Source organism: Dyella thailandensis, from assembly GCF_050749815.1.
In the GTDB taxonomy this organism is placed as follows: Bacteria; Pseudomonadota; Gammaproteobacteria; order Xanthomonadales; family Rhodanobacteraceae; genus Dyella_A.
In genome coordinates this window covers 1,636,072-1,650,823 of sequence record NZ_CP192735.1, presented here as the reverse complement: position 1 = coordinate 1,650,823, position 14,752 = coordinate 1,636,072, and the positions used below count along the sequence as shown (strand labels likewise).

Here is a 14,752-nt window from a genome sequence, read left to right as displayed (position 1 = left end):
GACTCCTTAGGAATGCTTGTCGGCGTCGCCGTGGTCGGCGTGCGCGGGGTTCGCTGCCTCGTCGGCAGTGGCAAGGCCGTCGGTGTGCGCCTCGGGCGCAGCGTCGTCGGCGGTGTCGGTGGGGATGGCGTCGGCAGGCTCGGTGGTGTCATTGAGCCCAGCCACGGTGTCCGTGGGGTTGGGTTCGTCCACATCGGCGGAAGAGATGGTGGGGTCTTGGACGTCGCCGGCCGGCTCGGTCTGCTCGGCGATCAGCGCTGCCTGTTCGGCGGCCTCGGCCTCGGCGGCATCGGCTTCCAGATCGATCGACAAATCCTTGATGACGCGGGCCGGCAGCGGCTCGGGCTCGAAGCGCAGCTGCGGGTCTTCCATGTCGCGGATTTCCGACAGCGGCGGCAGCTCGTCCAGCGATTTCAGGTTGAAGTAGTCGAGGAAGGCGCGGGTGGTGCCGAACAGGGCGGGCCGGCCCGGTACGTCGCGGTGGCCGACCACGCGGATCCAGTCGCGCTCTTCCATCGTCTTGATGATGTTGGATGACACCACCACGCCGCGGATCTGCTCGATTTCCGGCCGGGTGATCGGCTGGCGGTAGGCGATCAGCGCCAGCGTTTCCAGCAGGGCGCGCGAGTAGCGGCTGGGGCGCTCGGTCCACATGCGCGACAGCCAGGGATGCACGTCCTGCTTCACCTGATAGCGGAAGCCGGAGGCGACTTCCTTCAGTTCCACGCCGCGCCCGGCGCAATCCTCCACCAGCGCCTCGAGCGTGCGGGCGATCAGTTCGCGCGTCACCTCGTGCTCTTCGCCGAACAGCTCGACCAGCTGGGCCACCGTCAGCGGGTGGCTGGAGGCGAGCAGGGCGGCTTCCACGATCGGCTTGAGCTGTACCGGCGTGAGCGGCTCGGCACGGACCGCGGCAGCAATCGTGGCGGTGTCCTCGTTATCGCGGTCGTGGTCGTTGTCGTGGTCATTCATAGGCGGAGGCTTCTCCGGCAGATGCATCGTTGGGCTCGTCGGTGACTTCGGCGCCTTCGTCGCCGGAGAGCACGACCTTCGCCTTGAGGTAGATCGGCGCCAGCGGCGCTTCCTGCACGATCTCGATCAGCATTTCCTTGGCCAGCTCCAGCATGGCCAGGAAGGTCACCACCACGCCGAGGCGGCCTTCGGCCGGATCGAACAGCGTCTCGAAGCGCTGGAAGGCGCTGCCTTCGAGCCGACCCAGCAGTTCGCCCATGCGCTGGCGCACGCTGAGGGCCTCGCGCTTGATCGCGTGGTGACCAAACAGTTCGGCGCGGTGCATCACGTCCTTGAGCGCCAGCAGCATTTCCTTCAGGTCCAGCGGCGGCGGCAGCTTGATGACGTTGCGCTCGCCGGTATCGACCTGCACCGGCACCGTGTCGCGCTCCACGCGGGGCAGGGTGTCGATGTCCTCGGCGGCCTTCTTGAACCGCTCGTATTCCTGCAGCCGGCGGACCAGCTCGGCGCGGGGGTCTTCTTCCAACCCTTCCTCGCTGGGCGGCCGCGGCAGCAGCAGCCGCGACTTGATCTCGGCCAGGATCGCGGCCATCAGCAGGTATTCGGCCGCCAGTTCCAGCCGCATCACATCGCGCATCAGGTCGATGTAGGCCATGTATTGGCGGGTGATCTCGGCGACCGGGATATCGAGGATGTCCAGGTTCTGCCGGCGGATCAGGTACAGCAGAAGGTCCAGCGGACCTTCGAAGGCTTCCAGGATGACTTCCAGCGCGTCCGGCGGGATGTACAGATCCTGCGGCATCTGCAGCATCGGTTCGCCGCGCACGATGGCCAGCGGCATTTCCTGCTGCTGCGGCATCGACGCGAACACGTCCGGCGCGGTGCTACTGGTTGTCTGAGGCTCGGTTGGCTCAGTGCTCATCAATGCATGTCGTTGGGTCGCCGCCGAAGGCCGGCGGAGATTGCACACGATCGGAACCGGACCCGTCCTGCGGCTCGCGCCGAGGGATGCGGGGCTTGTATGCGCGCCGATAAAGCCGCGCCACGAGGAAAACGCTCCTGCTGCAGATGCCCTGCCTGGCCGGTGCCTTGGTCGCGGTGGCGCGGGATGAACCAGTCGGCGGCATCATCGTCGCGATCGCTTCCAACCGCTGGGCGTCCGGTCCGGGAGATGAGCCACGGTCGAGGCGCGCAAGCCGTGAGGCGTCGGGGACGCTACGGTCGTATCAGTCGGTCGGCGGAGAGCATCGAATGTGGCTCTCGGGACGCTCCCCACTGCCTCGCCGGCAGGATGGCGTCCGTTCTTAACCCCATGAATGGCCCACAGCGTAGCGGCTGCGCCGGGGCAAGTCCAGCGTGGCCGGTGGAGTGGCGGCAAGCGCGCAGCCGATCGTGTCGCAAATTGTCGCTCTACGGCACTGCTGGCCATCGCCCGCGTTCGTTGATCGGTGGCGCGTGTGCGCAAGTGCGCATTTCGCCGTGCCCGACGGCGCAGCGTGGCGTGGCATGGCAGTTGCTTTGCGATGCTTGTCCCTGCAGGAACTTCGTGCGCCAATGCAGCGCGCCGGCACGAAGTCCACACCCGCAGGCATGGGATAATCGACCGGCATCGCTTCGAGGGGAGGCTGCCGGTATGCAACGGCAGGCTCCGCGGGGCGGGCCAAGCGAGGGAGCATGATGGCGATCGAGAAGAATGCGGTTCAGTCCGGACACGAGCAGTTGCGTCCGGCGCGGATGCGCATCGAGACCACGGTGCTGATGAGCCACGGCGACCAGTCCCATCCGACCGAACTGGTGGACATTTCCGCCACCGGCCTGCTGGTGCGACGCCCCCTGGGCTGGAAGGGCGAACTGGGCGAGCCGTGGGTGCTGGACATGATCTTCGGCAACGACCTGCACATTCACCTGGAGGCCACGGTGGCGCGCATGTCCGATCACCACATCGGCTACGCCTATTCGCGCATCCCCGAAGACAAGCAGGTGCCGCTGTGGAACCTGCTGGGCGGCTACGCCGATATCCTGGAGCAGTGGCGCAACTGATCGCGCGCCGCCGTAACCCAACGAAAAACGCCCGCTTGCGCGGGCGTTTTGGTATCCGGCCGGTGCTGCCTCAGTGGGCGGCAGCGGTGGCTTTCTTCTCGTCGCGCAATTCGCGGCGCAGGATCTTGCCGACGTTGGTCTTGGGCAGGTCGCTGCGGAACTCGATGAACTTCGGCCGCTTGTAGCCGGTGAGGTTCTCGCGGCAGAACTCCTTGAGCTCCTCTTCGGTCAGCGCCGGGTTCTTGCGCACCACGAAGATCTTCACCACCTCGCCGGAGTGCTCGTCCGGCACGCCCACGGCCGCCACCTCGGATACGCCGGGGTGCTGCATGACGATGTCCTCGACCTCGTTCGGATACACGTTGAAGCCGGACACCAGGATCATGTCCTTCTTGCGATCGACGATGTAGACGTAGCCGTTAGCGTCCATGCGCGCGATGTCGCCGGTATGCAGCCAGCCGTCGGCGGTCAGCACCTTGGCGGTTTCATCCGGGCGCTGCCAGTAGCCCTGCATTACCTGCGGGCCACGCACCATCAGTTCGCCCACTTCGCCAAGCGGAAGCGGCTGGTTCTCTTCCGACCAGATCGCCACGTCGGTGGAGGGGATCGGCAGGCCGATCGAGCCGTTGTATTCCTTGAGATCCAACGGGTTGATGCACACAGCTGGCGCCGTCTCGGTGAGGCCGTAGGCCTCGGCCAGCGTGCAGCCGGTGACCTTCTTCCAGCGGTCGGCCACCGCGCGCTGCACCGCCATGCCGCCGCCAAGGCTCAGGTGCAGGCGCGAGAAATCCAGCTCGGCGAAACCCGGCGTGTTGAGCAGGCCGTTGAACAGCGTGTTGACGCCGGTCATCGCGGTGAAGTTGGACTTGGCCAGCTCCTTGACGAAACCCGGCATGTCGCGCGGGTTGGTGATCAGCCAGCTCAGGCCGCCCAGGCGCGTGAACACGAAGCAGTTCGCCGTCAGGGAGAAGATGTGATACAGCGGCAGCGCGGTGATGATCACCTCTTCGCCGGGCTTGGCGTTCTGCCCGATCCACACGCCGGCCTGCAGCATGTTGGCGACCATGTTGCCGTGACTGAGCATGGCGCCCTTGGCCACGCCGGTAGTGCCGCCGGTGTATTGCAGGAAGGCCAGGTCCTGGTGGCCCAGCGTGACCTTCGGCAGCGCGTGGCGCGCGCCTCGGTCCAAGGTATCGGCAAAGCGCACGGCCTGCGGCAGGTGGAACGCCGGCACCATCTTCTTGACGTGCTTGGCGACGGTATTGACCAGCATGCCCTTGAGGCCGCCGAGCAGGTCACCCACGCCGGTGGTGACGATGTGCTGCACGTGGGTTTCAGCCACCACCTGCTGCACGGTCGCGGCGAAGTTGTCGAGCACCACGATCGCTTTGGCGCCCGAATCCTCCAGCTGGTGCTTGAGCTCGCGCGCGGTGTAGAGCGGGTTGGTGTTCACCACCACGAGGCCGGCGCGCAGCGCGCCGAACAGCGCCACCGGATACTGCAGCACGTTGGGCATCATGATCGCGATGCGATCGCCCTTGACCAGCTTCAGCTCACCCGCCAGATAGCCGGCAAACCGCGCGCTCATGGCATCGATCTCGCCGTAGCTGAGCTTCTTGCCGAAGCTGGCGAAGGCCGGACGATCCTTGAACCGCTCGAAGGCTTCCTCCAGCACCGCAACGACCGACGCGTAGGCGTCCAGTTCGATCTGTGCGGGGACGCCATCCGGATAGTGGTCCAGCCACGGACGCTCGTTGCTCATGATGATCCTTGTGCTCCTGGTGAGAGGATGATCGCTGCGGCGCTCGGCCATCGACACGACGAGGCATTGGAGCATACGCTCGCGTATAGCGGCAAGCCGCGCCGCAACGAGTTCGAGGTCGTGTCGATGCTGCTCCGAAACGCCCTGCGCATACCCTTTGTTGCTGCCCTTTGCATGGCTGCGATCGCCTGTCACCGCACCCCGGACGAGGGCGCCGTGAGGCAGGCGGTGCAGGCCGCCGAACAGGCCGCAGAGCAGACCAATGCCGGCGCGTTCGCCGATCGTCTCGCGGACGACTTCACCGGCAACGCTGGCGAGGTGGACCGGGCGCAGCTGGTCAATCTGCTGCGGCTGGCGCACCTGCGCCACGAGTCCATCCACGTGCTGATGGGGCCGGTGACGGTGGAGTCGCGCGGCGACCGCTTCGTGGCCAGTTTCACCGTGACTCTCACCAGCGGCGGCCGCCTGTTGCCCGAGGACATGGGCGTGTATGAGGTGGAGAGCGCGTGGCGCCGCGAGGGCGACCAGTGGGTGTGCTATTCGGCGACGTGGAAACGGCCGCTCGATTGATTTGTTCCAAGCGCAGCGAAGTCGAGCTGCGACTGCGCGCTGTGACCACGAGGCACGGGCCGGGGCGATAGCGTCTGGCCAGGTCGGTCGGCACAAAGAAAAACGCCGCCCGGGCGGGCGGCGTTTTTCATCGAGCGTGGCTTGGCGGAACTCAGGCCGCTTTCTTGCTCGCCAGCTGACGCAGCACATACTGCAGGATGCCGCCGTGACGGAAGAACTCGCGCTCCTTCGGCGTGAGCAGCATGACGTGCACGGCAAACTCCTTCTTGCTGCCGTCCGGCGCGGTGGCGACCACCTTGGCTTCCTTCGAATTGCCGTCTTCCAGGCCGGTGATGTCGAACGACTCCTTGCCGGTCAGGCCCAGCGACTGCGCGTTCTTGCCGTCCTTGAACACGCACGGCAGCACGCCCATGCCGACCAGGTTGGAGCGGTGGATGCGCTCGAAGCTCTCGGCGATCACCGCCTTCACGCCCAGCAGCAGCGTGCCCTTGGCCGCCCAGTCACGCGACGAGCCGGTGCCGTATTCCTTGCCGGCGAGCACCACCAGCGGGGTGTTCTCGGCCTTGTACTTCACCGCGGCGTCGTAAATCGCCATCTGCTCGCCGGAGGGCACGTGCAGGGTGTAGCCGCCCTCGACGCCGTCCAGCATCAGGTTCTTGATGCGGATGTTGGCGAAAGTGCCGCGCACCATCACGTCGTCGTTGCCGCGACGCGAGCCGTAGGAGTTGAAGTCCTTCGGATCGACGCCCTTGGAGATCAGGAAGCGGCCCGCCGGGCTGTCCTTCTTGATCGAGCCGGCCGGGGAGATGTGGTCGGTGGTGATCGAGTCGCCGAACACGCCCAGTGCGCGGGCGCCGTGGATGTCCTCGACCGTGCCCGGCTCCTTGCTCATGCCGTCGAAGTAGGGCGGGTTCTTGATGTAGGTGGAGTCGTCCCACTGGTAGACCGAGCCGTCCGGCGAGGCGATCTGGCTCCAGCGGCTGTCGCCCTTGAACACGTCGGCGTAGTTCTTGTTGAACATGTCCGCGTTGATCGAGCCGGCGATGGCGTCGGAGATCTCCTGGTTGGTCGGCCAGATGTCCTTCAGGTACACCGGCTGGCCGTCGCTGCCGGTGCCGATGGCGTCCTTGGTGAGGTCGATGTCCAGCGTGCCGGCCAGTGCGTAGGCGACCACCAGCGGCGGCGAGGCCAGGTAGTTCATCTTCACTTCCGGATGCACGCGGCCTTCGAAGTTGCGGTTGCCCGACAGCACCGAGGCCACCGCCAGGTCGCCCTCGGCGATGCCCTTGCTGATCTCGGTCGGCAGCGGGCCGGAGTTGCCGATGCAGGTGGTGCAGCCGTAGCCGACGATGTAGAAACCGACCTTCTCCAGCTCCTTCAGCAGGCCGGTCTTCTCCAGGTAGTCGGTGACCACCAGCGAGCCCGGGCCGACCGAGGTCTTAACCCACGGCTTGGCCTTCAGGCCCTTGGCGGCGGCCTTCTTGGCGACCAGGCCGGCGCCGAGCATCACCGCCGGGTTGGAGGTGTTGGTGCACGAGGTGATCGCGGCGATCACCACCGAGCCGTCCTTCAGCTCGAAGTTCTCGCCGTCCTTGGTCACACGCACCGAGCCCTCGTCGACGCTGTTCGCCTCGTTGCCGATGGCGGTCGCGCCGCCTTCGTTGGCGAAGCGGGCCGATTCGCCGTTCTTGGTCTTGCGGTTGGCGGTGAGGCCGCCGACCACGTCGTGGAAGCTCTGCTGCACGCCTTCGAGCAGCACGCGATCCTGCGGGCGCTTGGGGCCGGCCAGCGACGGCTTCACGGTGGCCAGGTCCAGCTCCAGCGTGGTGGTGAACGTCGGCTCGACCGAGCTTTCGTCGTGCCACATGCCCTGGGCCTTGGCGTAGGCCTCGACCAGGCCGATCTGCTCTTCGCTGCGACCGGACAGGCGCAGGTAGTTCAGCGCTTCCTGGTCGATCGGGAAGATGCCGCAGGTGGCGCCGTACTCGGGCGCCATGTTGGCGATGGTGGCGCGGTCGGCCAGCGGCAGGTGCTTGAGGCCGTTGCCGAAGAACTCGACGAACTTGCCCACCACGCCAAGCTTGCGCAGCATCTGGGTGACGGTGAGCACCAGGTCGGTGGCGGTGACGCCCTCGTTGAGCTTGCCGGTGAGCTTGAAGCCGACCACCTGCGGAATCAGCATGGAGGAGGGCTGGCCCAGCATCGCCGCCTCGGCCTCGATGCCGCCCACGCCCCAGCCCAGCACGCCGATGCCGTTGATCATGGTGGTGTGCGAGTCGGTGCCGAACACGGTATCCGGGTAGGCCCAGCTCTGGCCGTCCTCGTCCTTGGTGAACACCACGCGGGCCAGGTGCTCCAGGTTCACCTGGTGCACGATGCCGGTGCGCGGCGGCACCACCTTGAAGTTGTTGAAGGCCTTCTGGCCCCAGCGCAGGAAGCTGTAGCGCTCCTGGTTGCGCTCGAACTCGATCTCGACGTTCTTTTCCAGCGCCGATTCCGAACCGTAGGCATCGACCTGCACCGAGTGGTCGATGACCAGCTCGGCCGGGGCCAGCGGATTGATCTGGGTGGCGTCGCCGCCGAGCTTCACCACCGCATCGCGCATGGCGGCCAGGTCGACCACGCAGGGCACGCCGGTGAAATCCTGCAGCACCACGCGCGCAGGCATGAAGGCGATCTCGGTGTCCGGCTCGGCCTTGGCGTCCCACTTGGCGATCGCCTCGATCTCCTTCGCCGTGACGTTCACTCCATCCTCGTGGCGCAGCAGGTTCTCCAGCAGGATCTTCAGCGAGAAGGGCAGGCGCTTGAGGTCGAACTGCTGGCCCAGCTTGGCCAGGCTGGCGAACTGGTAGCTCTTGCCGTTGGCCTGAAGGGTGTCGCGTACCGAGAATGAATCTTTCATGGGGAACTCCTGGCTGGAACCTGCGGCTGGGATGGGGTCGATCCCCGCAAGCGGTGGATCAAAGACAGTCGATTATCGCGCAAACGCCCGACGCCCGCGAAACGGACGGCTGACAACAAGGAGCGCGACGCGGATCGCGCCGCATAGGATGATGGACGCCTCCGGGGCGAACAAACGCATATGACGACATGCAGCATTCGATGATTTCGAGCAGCCTTGCGGCGGTTTCGCTGCGCGACCTGGCGCTGGTGCAGGCGGTGCATCGGCACGGCAGCTTCAACAGCGCGGCGCGGGCGATGCACATCAGTCCATCGGGGCTGTCGCACCAGGTGCAGAAGGTGGAGCAGGCGTTGGGTGGGCCGGTGTTCGAGCGCGGCGGGCGGAAGATCGTGCCGACCGCGGGCGGTCGCCGTCTGCTGGAGCAGATCGACGCCGTGCTGGCCGCCGCCGAGCACCTGCAGCAGGTGGCCCGCGCCGGCAGCGTCGCCTTCGGCGGCGAGCTGCGCTTGGGCGTGCCGGCCTCGCTGGGGCCGTACCTGCTGCCGCACCTGATCGCCCCGTTTCCGCAGCACTTCGCCGGCGCGCGCCTGAGCCTGTCCGAAGGCAAGCCGCGCGGCCTGCTGCGACGCCTGCACGAGGGCGAACTCGACGCCGTGCTGGCGCCGCCGCCGGCCACCGCGCCCAGCGGCATCGCCAGCCGGCCGCTGTTCTTCGAGCCGTGGGAAATCATGCTGCGCGCGGATCATCCGCTGGCCGGCAAGCCCACGGTGGCGCTCAGCCAGCTCGATGCCGGGGACGCCACGGTGATGGCCGAGTACCACCCCGACGGCGAGCCCGCCGCGGGTCAGGTGCAGGATGTGAGCCTGGAAAGCCTGGCCGCGCTGGTCGAACTGCGCGGCGGCTACGCGCTGGTGCCGGCGCTGGCGCGCGACCGGTTGGCGTCGATTCCTTCGGTGACGCTGGCGAAGATCCGCGGCCCGGCACCGGGGCGGGAGATTGCGCTGTACTGGCGCGAGGCGACGCCGTGGCATGACGACCTGCAATCCTTCGCCGAACTGCTGCGACAAATCGCGCGTCGCCGCCCGGGATTGCGCCTGCTCGATTAAGCCGGCTCAGCCGTTGTCCAGCGTGGAGCCGGTGAGCAGGCCGCGCGCCAGCATGGCGCATTGCTTGCGATGCACCAGCAGCTGCCACTGGCGTCCGCCGACCTGCCGCCACAGCACCGCCGAGCGCACGGCGGCGAGCAGGCAGGTGCGCACGCGCTCGACGATCGCGTCCTGCTGCAGCATCTGCGGATTGCCGGTGACCATCACGCGCGGCTTCAGCCGCGACAGCGTGGCGACATACAGAGCCGCGAGCCGGCCGATCACCTGCGGCGAATAGCGCCCGAAGTGATCCACCTGCCGTTGCGCCGCGAGCAGACCCTGCTGCAGCTCGTCGCGCTGGGCGGTGTGGCGGGCCAGCGCGCGTTCCAGCCGCATCACGGTGATGGCCATGCGGGTGATCGCCATGTCGCTGGAGCTTTCTTCCAGCTGGGCAATGAGGGTGCGCAGGCCCAGCCGCAGCGACGCGGTGCGGCCGTACACGCCGACCACCGAATCGGCATCGATGCGGAACACGCTGTCCACGCTCGCTTCAAAAGCCGCCTCGTCGCAGCGGCCCTGGTTGGCCAGCTGCTGGGCCAGCGCAGTGGCCTGGAACAGGCCGGCGAGGCCGAGCACGCGCTCTTCGGTCATGGCAAACAGGCTGGGCACGACTCACGACTCCGGGGAAACAGGGGAAAGACCGCCGAACGGCGCGTCGGTGGCGGCGATCACCGCGCCACCGAGGCACGCGTCGCCGTCGTAGAACACCACCGACTGCCCCGGCGTGACGGCGCGCTGGGGCTGATCGAACATCACCTCGACCCGCCCGTCGCGACACACCACGGTGCAGGCCTGGTCGGTCTGGCGATAGCGGGTCTTGGCGGTGCAGCGGAACTGGGCGTCCGGCGCGTCGCCGGCCACCCAATGGGGGTCATCGGCCAGCAACCGGGTGGACTGTAGCCAGTGGTTTTCGCCGCCCTGGGCGACGATCAGCACGTTGTTGGCGACCTGCTTGCCCACCACGTACCACGCCTCGCCGCTGGCGCCGTGACGCCCGCCGATGCCCAGTCCCTGGCGCTGGCCCAGCGTGTAGTACATCACGCCCTGGTGTTCACCGACTTCTCGCCCCTCGGGCGTGCACATCACCCCGGGTCGGGCCGGGATGTACTGGCTCAGGAACTCGCGGAAATCGCGCTCGCCAATGAAGCAGATCCCGGTGGAATCCTTCTTCGCATGGGTCGGCAGGGCCGCCTCGCGCGCCATCGCGCGGACCTGCTCCTTCGGCAGGTGGCCGATTGGGAACAGCGTGGCGGGCAGCTGCGCCTGGCCCAGCGCATGCAGGAAGTAGGTCTGGTCCTTGCCGGTGTCGGCTGCGCGCAGCAGCTGGAAGCGCCCGTCGCGTTCGCGCACCTGGGCGTAGTGGCCGGTGGCGATCTTCTCCGCGCCCAACGCGCGCGCTTCATCCAGAAAGGTCTTGAACTTGATCTCGCGGTTGCACAGCACGTCCGGGTTCGGCGTGCGGCCGGCGCGGTATTCGGCCAGGAAGTGCTCGAACACGCCGTCCCAGTATTCGGCGGCGAAGTTGCGCGCGTGAAACGGGATGCCGAGCCGGCCACACACCGCGACGGCGTCCTTGCGGTCGGCGTCGGCGGTGCAAGGGCCGGAGCGCTCGTCCTCCTCCCAGTTCTGCATGAACAGGCCTTCGACCGCATGGCCGGCCTGCTGCAACACCAGCGCGGCGACCGAGGAGTCGACGCCGCCGGAGATGCCCAGCATCACCTTCACGGGTAGGGATCCCCGTCGAGCAGGCTGCCGACCAGGGCGAGCGGATGGCGCTGTCCGGCCAGCCAGGCGTCGATGCTCTTGAGCACCAGCGGGCTGCGCAGGCGATCGCCCAGCGCGGCGATTTCCGCCCGGGTGAGCCACAGCGCGCGGCGGATGCCGCTGTCCAGCGGACGCTGCGGGTCGTGCGCCAGCGCCCGCGCGGCGAAGCTGAAGCGCACCACGCCTTCACCGTGCTCGTGGCTGCGCCACTGGTGCACGCCGATCAGGTGCTGCAGCTCCACCGTCCAGCCGGTTTCCTCCAGCGTTTCGCGCACGGCGGCGGTGAGCAGGCTCTCGCGGTCGTCCAGGTGTCCGGCCGGCTGGTTGTAGGCCAGCCGGCCGCCGACTTCCTCTTCCACCATCAGATAGCGGTCGCCGTCCGCGACCAAGCAGGCCACGGTCACGTGCGGTCGCCAGACGGATGAGGGGGCGGCGGTGGAAGACATCAGGCAATGGCCCTGCGGCACTGGAAAAGCGCTCATTGTGCCATCACCTCTCGCGGGGTCGCCAAAGCCGCATCCCCCGCGGCGTACAATCCGTATCAACAGGCAGGCACATCTTTTCTATGGCAAATCAACCCGAACACGAGCAGGGCACCGGGCACGGTCTCGCGCTGGAACCCTCCCGACCGGAGGTGGCGCGACCGCCGCTGTATCAAGTTCTGCTGATGAATGACGACTTCACTCCCATGGATTTCGTGGTAGAGGTGCTGCGTGGCTTTTTCGGCATGGATCAGGAAAAAGCGGTGCAGGTGATGCTCCACGTGCATACCCGCGGACGCGGTGTATGCGGCGTGTTCACCAGGGAGGTGGCGGAGACGAAGGTGACCCAGGTCAACGAATATTCACGGGCACATCAGCACCCACTGTTGTGCACTATGGAAAAGCTCTAGGCGACCCCATTTTGGCGTCATCGCGGCAGTCAAGCCGCTTGCCATCTACTCGGGAGACGGTCCGGATGTTCAGCAAGGATCTCGAAGTCACCATCGGCCAGTGCTACAAGCAGGCGCGCGAGCAGCGTCATGAGTTCATGACGGTCGAGCACCTGCTGCTCGCCCTGACCGACAACCAGTCCGCCGTTGGCGCCCTGCGCGCCTGCGGCGTCGATCTCCCACGGCTCACCGCCGAGCTGGAAAAGATCATTGCCGAGACCGTGCCGGTGCTGCCGCATGGCGACGAGCGCGATACGCAGCCCACGCTGGGCTTCCAGCGCGTGCTGCAACGCGCCGTCTACCACGTGCAGTCCTCGGGGCGGAAGGAAGTCACCGGCGCGAACGTGCTGGTGGCGATCTTCGGCGAGAAGGATTCGCACGCCGTGTACTTCCTGCATCAGCAGGAGATCACCCGGCTCGACGTGGTCAATTACATCTCCCACGGCATCGCCAAGATCGGCGAGGAGCCGTCGGCCGGTGCGGGCGGCAATGCCGATCGCGAAGGCGAGGAGGGCGGCGAGGGCAAGGGCAATCCGCTCAGCGAATACGCCAGCAACCTCAACGAGTTGGCGCTGGAAGGCAAGATCGACCCGCTGATCGGCCGCACCGACGAGATCGAGCGCACCATCCAGGTGCTGTGCCGCCGCCGCAAGAACAACCCGCTCTACGTCGGCGAGGCTGGCGTAGGCAAGACCGCGTTGGCCGAGGGTCTGGCCAAGCGCATCGTCGACGGCGAGGTCCCGGAGGTGCTCGAAGGCGCGACCATCTGGTCGCTGGATCTCGGTGCGCTGGTGGCCGGCACCAAGTACCGCGGCGATTTCGAGAAGCGCCTGAAGGCGGTGATCGGCCAGCTCAAAAAGCAGCCGGGCGCGATCCTGTTCATCGACGAGATCCACACCATCATCGGCGCCGGCTCGGCGTCGGGCGGCACGATGGACGCCTCGAACCTGATCAAGCCGATGCTGGCGTCGGGTGAATTGCGCTGCATCGGTTCGACCACCTTCCAGGAGTTCCGCGGCATCTTCGAGAAGGACCGCGCACTGGCTCGTCGCTTCCAGAAGATCGACGTGGTGGAGCCGACCGTGGCCGATTCCATCGAGATCCTCAAGGGCCTGCGCTCGCGTTTCGAGGAGCACCACGCGGTGGCCTACACCAACGAGGCGCTGAAGGCGGCGGTGGACCTGTCGGTCAAGCACATCCCCGACCGCCTGCTGCCGGACAAGGCGATCGACGTGATCGACGAGGCCGGTGCCCGCCAGCGCCTGCTGCCGGAAGATCAGCGGACCAACACCATCGACGTGCCCGAGGTCGAGTACATCGTGGCCAAGATGGCGCGCATCCCGGCCAAGCAGGTGTCGGCGTCGGATCGCGACGTGCTGAAGAACCTCGAGCGCAACCTGAAGATGGTGGTGTTCGGACAGGACCAGGCAATCGAGGCGCTCACCGCGTCGATCAAGATGGCACGCTCGGGCCTGGCCGACCCGTCCAAGCCGATCGGCAGCTTCCTGCTGGCCGGCCCCACCGGCGTGGGCAAGACCGAGGTCACCCGCCAGCTCGGCATGCAGCTGGGCATCGAGATGATCCGCTTCGACATGTCCGAGTACATGGAGGCGCATTCGGTCTCGCGTCTGGTCGGCGCGCCTCCGGGCTACGTCGGTTTCGACCAGGGCGGCCTGCTGACCGAGGCGGTCACCAAGCACCCGCACTGCGTGCTGCTGCTGGACGAGATCGAGAAGGCGCACCCGGATGTGTTCAACATCCTGCTGCAGGTGATGGACCGCGGTGTGCTCACCGACACCAACGGGCGCGAGGCGAACTTCAAGAACGTCATCGTGGTGATGACCACCAATGCTGGTGCGCAGCAGGCGTCGCGTCGCGGCATCGGTTTCGTCAAGCAGAACCACACCACTGATGCGATGGAGGTGATCCGCCGCATGTTCACGCCGGAGTTCCGCAACCGGCTGGACGCGATCATCCAGTTCAACTCGCTGGACTTTGACCACATCCTGCGCGTAGTGGACAAGTTCCTGATCGAACTGGAGGCCCAGCTGAGCGAGAAGCACGTGGCGCTGGACGTGGACGCCGACGCCCGCCGCTGGCTGGCCGAGCACGGCTTCGACCCGCAGATGGGTGCCCGTCCGATGGCTCGCGTCATCCAGGAGAAGGTGAAGCGGGCGCTGGCCGACGAGCTGCTGTTCGGCAAGCTGGCCGACGGCGGCAAGGTGAAGCTGGGCGTGCGCGACGGCGAGCTGGTGGTGGAGACCGAGGCGGCCGAGAAGCTGCCGGCGGTGGTCGAGTAAGAAGGCAGCCCGTGGGCTTGCCCACGGGCTGTGGACACGAAAAAAGGCGACGCCTCGGCGTCGCCTTTTTCTTGCTCCATGCTTCGTTCCCGACGCGGCGCCAAGGCAGCCGCTGCCGGATGTTCCGCTTACTTCATGCGGTAGGTGATGCGACCCTTGGTCAGGTCGTACGGGGTCATTTCGACCTTCACCTTGTCGCCCGTGAGGATGCGGATGTAGTGCTTGCGCATGCGGCCGGAGATGTGGGCGATGATCACATGCCCGTTCTCCAGCTGTACGCGGAACATGGTGTTGGGCAGGGTCTCCTGGACCGTGCCTTCCATTTCAATGACGTCGTCTTTGGCCATGCTTTCCGTCGTTCGGTCG

13 protein-coding genes are annotated in these 14,752 nt (G+C 66.7%); 5 read left to right on the top strand and 8 right to left on the bottom strand.

What is annotated here, in order from left to right; genetic code table 11:
* Window positions 1-6 precede the first annotated feature (6 nt).
* Window positions 7-972: an SMC-Scp complex subunit ScpB gene (scpB, locus tag ACQVBX_RS07670; RefSeq protein ID WP_431637612.1), complete on the bottom strand. Its 966-nt coding sequence runs from the start codon at window positions 970-972 to the stop codon at window positions 7-9.
* A complete protein-coding gene (locus ACQVBX_RS07665; protein ID WP_431638137.1) occupies window positions 965-1,831 on the bottom strand; it encodes a segregation and condensation protein A in 867 nt (288 codons plus the stop codon). Before ACQVBX_RS07665 ends, scpB begins: the two co-directional genes overlap by 8 nt.
* 818 nt (window positions 1,832-2,649) lie before the next feature.
* Here ACQVBX_RS07665 and ACQVBX_RS07660 point away from each other — a divergent pair.
* Window positions 2,650-3,012, top strand: a complete 363-nt coding sequence (locus tag ACQVBX_RS07660) for a PilZ domain-containing protein (RefSeq protein ID WP_431638136.1) — start codon at window positions 2,650-2,652, stop codon at window positions 3,010-3,012.
* Between the two features lie 70 nt (window positions 3,013-3,082).
* Here the strand turns inward: ACQVBX_RS07660 and ACQVBX_RS07655 are convergent, their stop codons facing one another.
* The gene (locus ACQVBX_RS07655) at window positions 3,083-4,774 is read right to left on the bottom strand and encodes an AMP-binding protein (RefSeq protein WP_431637609.1); all 1,692 of its coding nucleotides are present in this window, start codon (window positions 4,772-4,774) and stop codon (window positions 3,083-3,085) included.
* A 27-nt stretch (window positions 4,775-4,801) separates the two neighbouring features.
* Between ACQVBX_RS07655 and ACQVBX_RS07650 the strand changes: the two genes are divergently transcribed.
* On the top strand, window positions 4,802-5,344 hold the full coding sequence (locus ACQVBX_RS07650) for a hypothetical protein (protein WP_431637607.1): 543 nt from the start codon (window positions 4,802-4,804) through the stop codon (window positions 5,342-5,344).
* A gap of 151 nt (window positions 5,345-5,495) precedes the next feature.
* Here ACQVBX_RS07650 and acnA read toward each other — a convergent pair whose 3' ends face one another.
* Window positions 5,496-8,246 (bottom strand): aconitate hydratase AcnA, encoded by a 2,751-nt coding sequence (gene acnA, locus ACQVBX_RS07645; RefSeq protein ID WP_431637605.1) that lies wholly within the window; start codon window positions 8,244-8,246, stop codon window positions 5,496-5,498.
* Window positions 8,247-8,434: 188 nt separating this feature from the next.
* On the opposite strand from acnA, the gene ACQVBX_RS07640 reads away from it, so the two are divergent.
* Entirely contained in the window at window positions 8,435-9,352 is a 918-nt protein-coding gene (locus ACQVBX_RS07640) for a LysR family transcriptional regulator (protein ID WP_431637603.1), read from the top strand.
* 6 nt (window positions 9,353-9,358) lie between these two features.
* Here ACQVBX_RS07640 and hflD read toward each other — a convergent pair whose 3' ends face one another.
* From hflD to ACQVBX_RS07625, 3 genes are read right to left on the bottom strand one after another with little or no spacing between them, the layout of a single operon-like run.
* On the bottom strand, window positions 9,359-9,982 hold the full coding sequence (hflD, locus tag ACQVBX_RS07635; RefSeq protein ID WP_431638135.1) for a high frequency lysogenization protein HflD: 624 nt from the start codon (window positions 9,980-9,982) through the stop codon (window positions 9,359-9,361).
* Between the two features lie 21 nt (window positions 9,983-10,003).
* Window positions 10,004-11,116, bottom strand: a complete 1,113-nt coding sequence (gene mnmA, locus ACQVBX_RS07630) for a tRNA 2-thiouridine(34) synthase MnmA (RefSeq protein WP_431637601.1) — start codon at window positions 11,114-11,116, stop codon at window positions 10,004-10,006.
* On the bottom strand, window positions 11,113-11,601 hold the full coding sequence (locus ACQVBX_RS07625) for an NUDIX hydrolase (protein WP_431638134.1): 489 nt from the start codon (window positions 11,599-11,601) through the stop codon (window positions 11,113-11,115). Before ACQVBX_RS07625 ends, mnmA begins: the two co-directional genes overlap by 4 nt.
* A 119-nt stretch (window positions 11,602-11,720) precedes the next feature.
* On the opposite strand from ACQVBX_RS07625, the gene clpS reads away from it, so the two are divergent.
* Together clpS and clpA are read left to right on the top strand one after the other, a co-directional pair.
* The gene (gene clpS / locus ACQVBX_RS07620) at window positions 11,721-12,047 is read left to right on the top strand and encodes an ATP-dependent Clp protease adapter ClpS (RefSeq protein WP_404636100.1); all 327 of its coding nucleotides are present in this window, start codon (window positions 11,721-11,723) and stop codon (window positions 12,045-12,047) included.
* 65 nt (window positions 12,048-12,112) lie between these two features.
* Window positions 12,113-14,386: an ATP-dependent Clp protease ATP-binding subunit ClpA gene (clpA, locus tag ACQVBX_RS07615; RefSeq protein ID WP_431637599.1), complete on the top strand. Its 2,274-nt coding sequence runs from the start codon at window positions 12,113-12,115 to the stop codon at window positions 14,384-14,386.
* Between the two features lie 128 nt (window positions 14,387-14,514).
* On the opposite strand, the gene infA is transcribed toward clpA, so the two are convergent.
* Complete coding sequence (gene infA / locus ACQVBX_RS07610; protein WP_014402653.1) at window positions 14,515-14,733, bottom strand: translation initiation factor IF-1; 219 nt, start codon at window positions 14,731-14,733, stop codon at window positions 14,515-14,517.
* Between the last annotated feature and the right edge of the window lie 19 nt (window positions 14,734-14,752).

What these genes read in the sequence shown, in the direction of transcription:
- infA (WP_014402653.1), bottom strand. Translation starts at nt 14,733, where the DNA reads ATGGCCAAAGACGACGTCATTGAAATGGAAGGCACGGTCCAGGAGACC.
- clpS (WP_404636100.1), top strand. Translation starts at nt 11,721, where the DNA reads ATGGCAAATCAACCCGAACACGAGCAGGGCACCGGGCACGGTCTCGCG.
- clpA (WP_431637599.1), top strand. Translation starts at nt 12,113, where the DNA reads ATGTTCAGCAAGGATCTCGAAGTCACCATCGGCCAGTGCTACAAGCAG.
- ACQVBX_RS07625 (WP_431638134.1), bottom strand. Translation starts at nt 11,601, where the DNA reads ATGTCTTCCACCGCCGCCCCCTCATCCGTCTGGCGACCGCACGTGACC.
- ACQVBX_RS07650 (WP_431637607.1), top strand. Translation starts at nt 4,802, where the DNA reads ATGATCGCTGCGGCGCTCGGCCATCGACACGACGAGGCATTGGAGCAT.
- ACQVBX_RS07655 (WP_431637609.1), bottom strand. Translation starts at nt 4,774, where the DNA reads ATGAGCAACGAGCGTCCGTGGCTGGACCACTATCCGGATGGCGTCCCC.
- acnA (WP_431637605.1), bottom strand. Translation starts at nt 8,246, where the DNA reads ATGAAAGATTCATTCTCGGTACGCGACACCCTTCAGGCCAACGGCAAG.
- ACQVBX_RS07660 (WP_431638136.1), top strand. Translation starts at nt 2,650, where the DNA reads ATGGCGATCGAGAAGAATGCGGTTCAGTCCGGACACGAGCAGTTGCGT.
- ACQVBX_RS07640 (WP_431637603.1), top strand. Translation starts at nt 8,435, where the DNA reads ATGCAGCATTCGATGATTTCGAGCAGCCTTGCGGCGGTTTCGCTGCGC.
- ACQVBX_RS07665 (WP_431638137.1), bottom strand. Translation starts at nt 1,831, where the DNA reads ATGCCGCAGCAGCAGGAAATGCCGCTGGCCATCGTGCGCGGCGAACCG.
- hflD (WP_431638135.1), bottom strand. Translation starts at nt 9,982, where the DNA reads ATGACCGAAGAGCGCGTGCTCGGCCTCGCCGGCCTGTTCCAGGCCACT.
- scpB (WP_431637612.1), bottom strand. Translation starts at nt 972, where the DNA reads ATGAATGACCACGACAACGACCACGACCGCGATAACGAGGACACCGCC.